The sequence below is a fragment of the Actinomadura oligospora ATCC 43269 genome (assembly GCF_000518265.1).
GTDB lineage: Bacteria > Actinomycetota > Actinomycetes > Streptosporangiales > Streptosporangiaceae > Spirillospora > Spirillospora oligospora.
Genome location: NZ_JADG01000036.1, coordinates 1 through 8,723 on the forward strand (window position 1 = coordinate 1; position 8,723 = coordinate 8,723).

Here is an 8,723-nt window from a genome sequence, read left to right on the forward strand (position 1 = left end):
CCCGGCCCGCCGCCGTCCGCGGCGGGCCTTCGCCTTGAGAAGGGAACCACGCATGGCCACGATCGCCAAGGTCCTGCTGATCGATGACCTCGACGGTTCAGAGGCAGACGAGACCGTCTCCTTCGCACTCGACGGCAACATGTACGAGATGGAGCTGAGCAAGGCCAATGCAACGAAGCTCCGAGAGGCTCTGTGGCCGTTCAAGCAGAAGGCTCGGGCGGGAGGCCAGGTGCCGAGGCGGAAGACGTCGAAGCACCACGCCACCTCACAGACGCCGTCCGGAGCGACGGCGGCGGAGATCCGAGCCTGGGCCAAGGGTGTCGACCCCAACATGGTGACGGACCGGGGGCAAATTCCTCTCCGCGTGATCGAGGCGTACAACGCCGCCCACTAACCCCAGACATGCCCCCGGCCCGTGGGCCGGGGGCTTTCCCTCGGAGGGGTATGAAGCTCCGCTTCGTGTTCACTGTCGAGATTGATCAGGAACGCCTGTGGCAGGTCGAGCGCGACCAACAGCGCGAATGGCTCGCAACCGAGATCGCGGCTGGCATCGAGGAAGCGACTGCCGTTAGAGAGCTGGACGGCCAGATCACCTGGCATCACGTGGGAGGCCCTCGGCTTCCCGCAACGGTAGCCACGGCAATGCTGAACCGCTGCCCGATCCGTCATCAGATGAGCGTCGACTCGGACGGCGCTTGGGGTTAGGAGGGAACTACGTGGTCAAGGTCGAGATTTTCCACAACGTGGCCAAGGACAGCGCCGGACGCTCGCTGGGTGTCTTTGGCTTCGAGCCAGGTCAGCCCGTGGTGAAGGTGTTCGAGTACAAGGTCGACGGAGTGCCTCCCACGGAGCCGGTCGGCTACGAGGAACTGGCCGAGGATGCGTACTGCCTTGGCAATGGCATCGCGCATTTGCAGAGCGAGCTGTACTACGCCCGGAAGATGCGCTCGGTGAGCGTTGGGGACCTGATCCGAATCAACCAGGTCTGGGTGGCAGTTGACAAGGTCGGCTTCTGGTTCCCCGCTGCGAAATGGGTCAACGACATCACTGCCAAGTTCGAGGGCCAGCACGGCACGCAGCCTTGGAAGGAGTCTGCGTGAGGAGAGTCCTGCTCGGAACTGAGCGTCGCCGCAAAATTGCGGTGCTTGTCATCGCTGCACTTACCGAATTGCCTGGCATCACACTAGTCAACAACTATCACGGCTGGGGTGCCGTCGCCGGATGGGTGTTCATGATCCTGTTCATCTACGGCCTGTGGCTCGTGCTCGTGGCCGACGACGAGCTGTAGCTCTTTGATTCGCCGTTCTTAGGGCCGGACGCATGTCCGGCCCTTTTGGCTGCCAAGGGGAGAAGTGGAAAAGTATTCACGCAAGATTGCTGATGCCGTCGAGGACGCATGGTTCAACTACCACGGATCCGGACGGATCGAAATCCCGGTGGGTGTGGTAGCAACGCTGGCACTGCTCAACCCGACTAAGGAGCAGCAGCTGGAGGCTATGGACGAATGGGGGCAGATGACTGCCGCCGACTTCTGCCAGGTTGTCAGGCACATCTGGGCGAAACTTTGGATTGCGGATCCCTACCTCTCTGTGCTCGCCCGTCCGATCTGGTCGTGGGCTGACGACGGGCTATCCGCCTCGGAGTGGTCTGCGGCGCGCTCGGTCGCCAAGGCCGCGATCAGTCAGGGTCTTTGGACGATCACGGGATACACCGATCCTGCTCTGCGCACAGAGGAAGACGTGCTCGGCGTGGTACTGAGTCAGATCCGTTCCCACGGAGCCCGGAAGGGGTTGGGCGAATACCACACACCTCCCGACGTCACGGAACTGATTTCGCGAATGCTCTTGCATGACATCGGGCCTGGCATGGACGTCCACGAGCCCACGACGGGAACCGGTGGCATGTGGAGGGCGATGGCTCAAGAGATGCGCAAGCGAGGGGCGGATCCTGCTGAGCGGCTTTGGGCTGGCGTCGAGCTGGATCCGATCGCTGCGGCGTGCCTGGCAGTCAACTCGATCCTCTGGGGATTGGGCCCGAACGTCCTGATCTGGTGCGGAGACGTTCTAGTCGACGGTGATGGGGTGGAACAGGCTGCCGAACAGCGACGGGATATCTGGAAGCACCATCGCAACCTGAGAAGGGACGCGGAGATGCGGGCCGCATTCATTCGGGCCCAGGCGCTCGTTGCAGAGTCACAGCAAAAGTCCAGCCTTTCGTGATCGACATTTCTGCCTCATCAAACGGTGGAGGTTTCTGTGTCTGACGTCGACCTAGAAGAGACTGTCGAACTAGCAGCGCACGCCTACTTGAATCTGCGCTTGCACGAAGAGCGCGGGTTGCCCTATCGCGATGCTCTTTCCCACTACCTCCGCAGTCGTCGCAAGCTTTACGAACTTCTGGCTGAACGAGAAGACTGGAGTACGGAGAGGGTCACAAACGAGCAGAACGCTCAGGTCGCGCGGTTGCTGTACGGACGCGCGGTAGGACTGCTGATTGAGGCGCTGCGGGAGGCGGGCAAATGAGAGGTCGGGATTTGACTGCAACCCAGGCAATCTGGGGCGGGAGCCGAGTCCGCCTCATCGAATCGCACGAGGACATCCCGGGCGGCACCGAGGGAGTGAACAAGGGCCGGCGCCGGGACGGAACGACCCTCGTCCGCCTGGACAACGGACGTACTGAGTACCTGCCGATCAACCTTCTGGTCCGCATCGACCAGAAGGAAGTCAGGGCCGACGACATCTCCACCTGGAACGACAAGATCCCGCCCGTCATGGAGGGAGCGCGGGTCAACCGCACCATCCAGCGAGGGGCCACCGACACCTACCGGTACGAGCTACGCGGGGCCTCGACGCGGTGGTTCATCGTCCGCATCCCCAAGAACGGCGGGGGAGGGCCCAAGCGCTCCAAGTTCTTTGCGAACCAGCGTCTCGCCACAGCCGCCTTCGAGGAGATCGTCTACTGAGAGGACGCCCAATATGATCACGCCCCACTCTTGGATGACTGACGCCCTTGCACGATGGCGGGAGGACGAACTCGCCCGCATGGAGACGCCTCCGGCGGAGGTGCTGGAGCGGGCACCGACCTACGCCGACGTGCAGAAGTGGCCGACCTACTTCATCGTCGGGCCTGGTCGTGAAGTCGCCGAGAAGACCGACTGCGGACACGGCTACCACCTGACAGACTCGTGCCCGTGCTGCGGCGCTGACGAGGAGGACGATTGAGCGAGTGGACCGTCATGACCAACGGAGATCTCTACGACGAGTATGCGGCTGAGGTGGCTCGTGAGACTGCCGAGGTCGAGTCCTGGAGCGAGGATGACGACTGAGGGGGGACGATCTGAGCCCCAGGAGCAGAAGCCCACGATCGAAGATCTCGTCCGCATGGCGGACGAAGGGCTCGACGTTTACACGATCGCCAACCGGTGGGGCTTGACCGCATCGGGAGTTGAACAGGCCATCGCGGACTACCGGAAGAAGCAGTCCGAGTAATCCGGAAACGACGAAAAGCCCCCACCTTTCCGGGTGGGGGCTACCGTGAAGACCACAGAAGAGGGGGAGATATGAAGTGGGTGGAACAGCTCAACCATACGGCCACGCTGGTGGCAGCTAGGCGCGGCGAGGACGTGAATCCCGCTGAGCTGGAGAGGGCTAAGGAGTGGGCGGCCTCCTGCATCGAACCGGGGATGGCGGGCGCGAATGCCTGGCTTGCCGGGGAGGACGGGACGCTTCGCCCCGTGATGGCAGGGATCACAAGCCGAGATGTGTCCTGGATTCGCACCCTCCGCGACGCGAGGCACTGGCCTGATGGATGTACTTCCGACATCTTGGATGGATTCCGGAAAATGGCGGACCCTTTCCGTGACATGGTTCAGGACATCCGTCGAGCTAGCGGCTGAACGTAAGTCTCGGGACGACGAAAAACCCCTACCCGGAAGGGTGGGGGTTTGCCCTAGTAGTGGCTATGATCACTCCACGCAGGCCGGGGGGTCTGCATCCGAGGAGCGGTCATGGTCAAGGTCGTCGTTGGTGTCGTAGTTGTCTCCCTGGCGCTTACGGGCTGCGTAGCTGCGCCACAATCCAAGCAGGCCGCACCCGAGGCAACGGCCGTCCAGGAGACCCGAGCGGTGGCCTCCGGGGGCCGCATGGCCGCCAAGGTCGTACGTCCCGGCGTAATCCACGTGCAGATCACCAACACCGGGAAGCGGCAGCTTCCTGTGAACCCGCTGTTCTTTAAGGGCCTCGACACGGCGAAGGAAGAGTTTCAGTCCAAAGTCACCGGCGAAATGGAAGAGATCAAGACATCTGCCATCTCGCCAGGAGTGCGGATCTCCGGGAACGTGTACTTCAATACAACTCACAAACTGACGAAAATTAGCCTGACCGATGTAGGAGGCGAGGCCCTCGTGAGTGCTTCGGTCACCTAACCCCCGAAACGACAAGAACCCCCTCACTGATGTGAGGGGGTTCTTGCTTCTACGCGGCCGTCTTGATCGTCCAAGACGCGTCGTCACAGGTGATGCCGCCTGCGGCGGCCTGCTGAAGGATCTTCTCGCCTCCGTTCGGAGCGATCGGAGAGGCAACGCGGACAGTCGCGCCGGACTCGGCATACACGGCCGGCGTCCCTGCCGGGGTTACAACGGTCTGCTTCGCGCCCCCGCTGAACTGGCAGCCTGCGATCAAGACGTTCTTCGCGGTGGCACGGACGAAAATCATGCCCTTGTCGGCCCGGTTAGTGCCGACCGCTGCTACGTTTACGGCAACGTTAAAGAACCACAGGTCGCGGAAGACGTGCCCTTCTCCGCCAGTGATGTGAATGCCAGAACCTTGGCAAGCCAGGGTGGCGTTGCGTCCGGTGCAGTCAATGATCGTGCCGTTGAAGAGCAGGCCACCGTAGCCGCCTTCGACGCGAAATGCCGTAGCAACCTGGGGTGTGACGTAAACCGCCCCAACGCGGGTTCGGCTCATCGAGTTGAAGTACACGTAATAGCCAGCGACCGGTACGGAACCGGACAGGTAGCTGTAGCCTTCAGTCCAGTAGTAATTGTCTGAGCCGCCCAGTTTGAACTGGGTATCGGTGCCATTATTGCAGTACATTCGCTGGATCGAGCAGCGTAGCTGCCGAGCGTGCATCACCGACGAGTAGCCAACCCAGGCGATATCGCTGAAATCGCAGTCCTGCATGATCGGACCGGCGCTGAAATCAGTAGCCCGAACAAGCCAGTCGACGGTTCCGGAAGCCTTGAACTGGATACCGCGGATGCTGACGTTGCGCACACCGGCGGCCGGAACCTGGAACAGCGGCCTGGGCGTGACCACCACGCACTGAGCGGAGTCTGAGAACTCACGCTCCAAGCTGCCACCAGGGCCAGCCAGCTTGAGGCCCGGGAAGAGATCGTAGGGCCCGCCGTCGATGGTGATCTGCCTGTTGGGCATGACGATCGTCGGCTTGGACGGAGAAGGCTGGGCCCTGGCCCAAGACAGCGCCGCCTCAAACTTGGCGGTGTCGGAGGAGCCGGGGAACGAGTCCATAGGCACCCCGAAAGCACGGTCAACGGTGGCGGACCCTCCACCACCACCCCCGGAGGCGGGGGTCGTCCAGGCAACGCCCAGCTCGGTGGAGGAGTCTCGGCTGAGTACCTGGCCAACGGTGCCGGTGTTGGTGAAGTTGTTGCGCAGCTTGGCCGCCCACTCCATGTCGGGGATGAGCGCCGTGGCAGCCGTAGCCGCGTCTGTCGCCACGATCAGGGTCCGGGAGCCACTACCCGTGTCTGCCCACATGGCGGCAACATCCTCGGGGCCCTTGAACTGCGGAATGGCTCCCACTGGGTCAACCTCACCGTCCCCGGAGTAGACGGTTGAGATCGGCTCCCCAAGCATGTTGAGCAGGTCGACGTACTGAAGACCATCAACAGGGGCGCTCCAAAAGGTCAGCGCCACCCCGGCCGCAACCCGAACGACGCCGTTGGTGTCGGCTGACATCGTCCAGTCGGGCATTGAAGCCCCGAAGGTGTACCGCATCGAGGACTCCTCAGCGCTTGATGGTGTTGTGCAGGTAGGTGACGACCGCAGTGCCAGCGGTCTGCGCCAGGGCGATACCGAGGAGCTTCCAGTTCGTCTGGGGGCCGAGGTCCAGCCCGCTTAGCGCCGTGACAATCGCAGTGATGGCCGCGAAGACTGCGCCCTGGGCGAGAGTCCTGGCGCTGCGAACCCCGGCGCCATCACGGGCCGGGGGGACCTCGGGGAGGTCCTCGATCTGGAAGGGGCCGTCCGCCACGGCGGTCGGAGCAGCGTCGGCGTTGTAGTCGGTGTTCATGCTGTGGAGTCCCACTTCTTTCTTCCTCCTACTTGGCGAGGAGTTGGATGAGCTGCCCGGCGAGGGACGCCAGGGCAGTGATGAGCGCGGCTGTCGTGGCGTAGCGCCACTTCTCCAGGTCGCGGATGCGGCTCTCGTGATCGAGGTGTCCGTCCTTGCTGCGGGCGTGGTCGCCGCGCAGCTCGCGGACTTCGCCGCGCAGCTCGACCACGGCGTCATAGACCTCGCGCATGGTGATGACAACGTTCGGCTCGTCCTGGCTCACCCGAACAGCGCCTTCCACGTCTTCGGACCGACCTCGCCGTCAGCGGCCAGGCGGACGTACTTCTGGAAGGCGGTGACCGCGGCCTTGGTACCAGGGCCGTAGACACCGTCAGCGCCGCCGTTGCGCACGGCGTAGCCGAGCCTGATCAGTCGGGCCTGGACCGTCTTGACGTCCGAGCCGGACATGTAGGGGGAGCGGACCTTGAGCACCCGGCCGGGGTAGACAGGCGGGGTAGACGGCTTCGTCGGGGGCGAGGGCTTGGAAGAGGAAGCCGTGTAAACAGGCTCTCCGTAGCCGTAGATCCGGCTAGAAGAGCGGGCCACGGTCTTCGTGGCCACAGCATCGCCATCCCAGTACCGACCGCTGAGCCCGTCTCCGGAGGTGTTGCCACCGATAGTGGTGATGTGGGTCGCCGAGACACCAATCACCATCTCGACATGGGTCCCGCCGCGAGGGCCGTAGTAGATCCATCTCCCGACCTTGGGCGTCGAATACCAGCGCTTTCGTGCCTTGAACCATCCGACACCGTTCTCACAACTCGCAGTGTGCGGATAGTCGATGTCCTTCCGCATTCCGGCACCCTTGGCAACGCTCGACAGGTAGGCGTGGCACCAGGGGTAGCCATAGCCGTCGTGGGGGTAGCCAGGAATCCGGCCGAAAGTCTTAGTGGACCATGTGACGTTCGAACCGCGCGGTGACTCGGTCTCCCCGAGATGCCTGCGGGCATCGGCAATGAGGTCGTTGATGCTGGCCATGTAATCTCCTCTGGGCATGACAAAGCCCCCGCCCGGCAACGCCGGACGAGGGCTGTGGGGATAGAGCTTTTTAGGTGGTGTAGGCGAACGTGGCAGTCATCTGATCCCAGGGCCAGTAACCCTGAGAAGTGACGTCCCCGGCCGCGGAGATACCCATCCTGAAGTTATCCGGGTCGATGAGTGTGCCGTCCGGATTGATTGCCGAGCAGGCCACGGTCAGCGACGTTCGGGGAAGTAGGTCACTTGGTAGACCGATAGGCCGGATTGCAAATCCGGTCTGCCCCTTGCCGGACTTGAGAGCCGTAAGATTGATCGATACGACAACGAACTGCATGAGGCGGACGGCGGAAAATTCGACCGTGCAATCTGCCGTCTTAGCAGTCTTGGACCAGGTCCGAATCTTGGTCAGGGCCTCTAGCGTGGCCGTTCGACTGTTCAGGCTAGTGATGTCCCGACGAGCAGATCCGAGGTCTGCGGTAAGGGTTCCGGTGGAAGTCTCTAGACTGGTCGCACGACTCTTCAGGGACGCAATCTGGTCGCCCAGGTCAGCGGTAGCCGACCCCACTGCGGTAGCCACTGCGGGGGTGACCTTGGCGTCTACGAGTGGGGGCACGCGATTGGTCATTGCGTCATCAATGGCCGCGCTCATGAGCGGCCCGGCCTGGATGGGGAGCTGTTCTTTCACGACATCAGTGATGACCGAGCCCTGCTGCTGCCTAATAAGCACGTCCACCTGGGCCAGCGCGGCGGCGACCGCGCCATCAACCTTGGCGTTGATGCCTGCCACTTGAGCAGTGAGCTGCGCTGTGTAATTCTCCTCATCAACCTTGAGCTGGCTCAGCTTAGTGATCAGGATGTCGCGCAGCGTCTTGTGTAGATGTGCGGCATCAGCGCGTAGCACCACCGGGCCGTAGCCGTAGTCGACCCGCAAAGCAAGAATTCCAGCGGGGCCGTAGAACTCAGGAACCATGCCGATTGCATTGGCAGCCGGAACAGTACTCGTCGGTACTGTGGACCACCTGTCCGTGACGGCGCTGAGTGCAGATACCGAGATGGGAGAGACAGCCGCCATGCGGCCACCATCGGGATACTCGGTGACATCGGCCGGCGTGCCGCCGAACAGGAACTTGATATTGCCGATCTCGGCAGAGATGAGATCGGAGACTGCAATGGGCATTAGACACCCCTCTTGTGATCAGGCTGGATAGTTATCTGTCCGGTGAAACCGGCGCCATCATCGATCTCCACCCGAAGTACGTCTCCAGTACGAACATTGATCCAGTTCGAGGTGAGGTCCCAAACGTCCCAGGCAATTGCCTCATTGACTCGCACAGTGCGCTGACGTGGTGCTGTGACAATTTCAACCGCAGTAGGAGAGCCGTTGCCGTCAG

The 8,723-nt window shown here is 62.4% G+C and carries 15 protein-coding genes; 9 read left to right on the forward strand and 6 right to left on the reverse strand.

Annotated elements, in window-relative coordinates; translation table 11 throughout:
• Positions 1 to 52: 52 nt before the first annotated feature.
• The 9 genes from P696_RS0131535 to P696_RS0131585 all read left to right on the forward strand — a co-directional run bounded on the left by P696_RS0131535 (position 53) and on the right by P696_RS0131585 (position 4,423).
• Positions 53 to 394 carry a histone-like nucleoid-structuring protein Lsr2 gene (locus tag P696_RS0131535; RefSeq protein ID WP_026415454.1) on the forward strand — a complete coding sequence of 114 codons (342 nt, stop codon included), beginning with the start codon at positions 53 to 55 and terminating at the stop codon, positions 392 to 394.
• Between the two features lie 50 nt (positions 395 to 444).
• A complete protein-coding gene (locus P696_RS0131540; protein WP_026415455.1) occupies positions 445 to 705 on the forward strand; it encodes a hypothetical protein in 261 nt (86 codons plus the stop codon).
• Positions 706 to 716: 11 nt separating this feature from the next.
• Positions 717 to 1,100, forward strand: a complete 384-nt coding sequence (locus tag P696_RS0131545; protein WP_026415456.1) for a hypothetical protein — start codon at positions 717 to 719, stop codon at positions 1,098 to 1,100.
• Positions 1,097 to 1,288 (forward strand): hypothetical protein, encoded by a 192-nt coding sequence (locus P696_RS0131550; protein ID WP_026415457.1) that lies wholly within the window; start codon positions 1,097 to 1,099, stop codon positions 1,286 to 1,288. Before P696_RS0131545 ends, P696_RS0131550 begins: the two co-directional genes overlap by 4 nt.
• Positions 1,289 to 1,352: 64 nt before the next feature.
• Positions 1,353 to 2,219, forward strand: a complete 867-nt coding sequence (locus tag P696_RS53155) for an N-6 DNA methylase (RefSeq protein WP_157430038.1) — start codon at positions 1,353 to 1,355, stop codon at positions 2,217 to 2,219.
• Positions 2,220 to 2,255: 36 nt separating this feature from the next.
• A complete protein-coding gene (locus tag P696_RS56455; protein ID WP_157430039.1) occupies positions 2,256 to 2,522 on the forward strand; it encodes a hypothetical protein in 267 nt (88 codons plus the stop codon).
• 11 nt (positions 2,523 to 2,533) lie between these two features.
• Complete coding sequence (locus P696_RS0131560) at positions 2,534 to 2,962, forward strand: hypothetical protein (RefSeq protein ID WP_157430040.1); 429 nt, start codon at positions 2,534 to 2,536, stop codon at positions 2,960 to 2,962.
• A gap of 34 nt (positions 2,963 to 2,996) precedes the next feature.
• Positions 2,997 to 3,221: a hypothetical protein gene (locus P696_RS0131565; protein ID WP_157430041.1), complete on the forward strand. Its 225-nt coding sequence runs from the start codon at positions 2,997 to 2,999 to the stop codon at positions 3,219 to 3,221.
• Between the two features lie 785 nt (positions 3,222 to 4,006).
• Entirely contained in the window at positions 4,007 to 4,423 is a 417-nt protein-coding gene (locus tag P696_RS0131585; protein ID WP_026415461.1) for a DUF4352 domain-containing protein, read from the forward strand.
• Positions 4,424 to 4,472: 49 nt separating this feature from the next.
• Here the strand turns inward: P696_RS0131585 and P696_RS53160 are convergent, their stop codons facing one another.
• From P696_RS53160 to P696_RS57605, 6 genes are all read right to left on the reverse strand, one after another.
• On the reverse strand, positions 4,473 to 6,017 hold the full coding sequence (locus P696_RS53160; protein ID WP_051468418.1) for a hypothetical protein: 1,545 nt from the start codon (positions 6,015 to 6,017) through the stop codon (positions 4,473 to 4,475).
• 10 nt (positions 6,018 to 6,027) lie between these two features.
• Positions 6,028 to 6,312 carry a hypothetical protein gene (locus P696_RS0131595; protein ID WP_157430043.1) on the reverse strand — a complete coding sequence of 95 codons (285 nt, stop codon included), beginning with the start codon at positions 6,310 to 6,312 and terminating at the stop codon, positions 6,028 to 6,030.
• Between the two features lie 28 nt (positions 6,313 to 6,340).
• Entirely contained in the window at positions 6,341 to 6,577 is a 237-nt protein-coding gene (locus P696_RS0131600; RefSeq protein WP_026415463.1) for a hypothetical protein, read from the reverse strand.
• Positions 6,574 to 7,332: a peptidoglycan-binding domain-containing protein gene (locus tag P696_RS55100; RefSeq protein WP_170026637.1), complete on the reverse strand. Its 759-nt coding sequence runs from the start codon at positions 7,330 to 7,332 to the stop codon at positions 6,574 to 6,576. The genes P696_RS0131600 and P696_RS55100 overlap by 4 nt, the downstream gene beginning before the upstream one ends.
• 70 nt (positions 7,333 to 7,402) lie before the next feature.
• Positions 7,403 to 8,509 (reverse strand): hypothetical protein, encoded by a 1,107-nt coding sequence (locus P696_RS0131610; protein WP_026415465.1) that lies wholly within the window; start codon positions 8,507 to 8,509, stop codon positions 7,403 to 7,405.
• On the reverse strand, positions 8,509 to 8,723 hold a 215-nt coding region (locus tag P696_RS57605; RefSeq protein WP_211245903.1), incomplete at its 5' end, for a hypothetical protein. The genes P696_RS0131610 and P696_RS57605, both read right to left, overlap by 1 nt.

What these genes read in the sequence shown, in the direction of transcription:
- P696_RS55100 (WP_170026637.1), bottom strand. Translation starts at nt 7,332, where the DNA reads ATGGCCAGCATCAACGACCTCATTGCCGATGCCCGCAGGCATCTCGGG.
- P696_RS0131595 (WP_157430043.1), bottom strand. Translation starts at nt 6,312, where the DNA reads ATGAACACCGACTACAACGCCGACGCTGCTCCGACCGCCGTGGCGGAC.
- P696_RS0131585 (WP_026415461.1), top strand. Translation starts at nt 4,007, where the DNA reads ATGGTCAAGGTCGTCGTTGGTGTCGTAGTTGTCTCCCTGGCGCTTACG.
- P696_RS53160 (WP_051468418.1), bottom strand. Translation starts at nt 6,017, where the DNA reads ATGCGGTACACCTTCGGGGCTTCAATGCCCGACTGGACGATGTCAGCC.
- P696_RS0131565 (WP_157430041.1), top strand. Translation starts at nt 2,997, where the DNA reads ATGACTGACGCCCTTGCACGATGGCGGGAGGACGAACTCGCCCGCATG.
- P696_RS0131535 (WP_026415454.1), top strand. Translation starts at nt 53, where the DNA reads ATGGCCACGATCGCCAAGGTCCTGCTGATCGATGACCTCGACGGTTCA.
- P696_RS0131540 (WP_026415455.1), top strand. Translation starts at nt 445, where the DNA reads ATGAAGCTCCGCTTCGTGTTCACTGTCGAGATTGATCAGGAACGCCTG.
- P696_RS0131610 (WP_026415465.1), bottom strand. Translation starts at nt 8,509, where the DNA reads ATGCCCATTGCAGTCTCCGATCTCATCTCTGCCGAGATCGGCAATATC.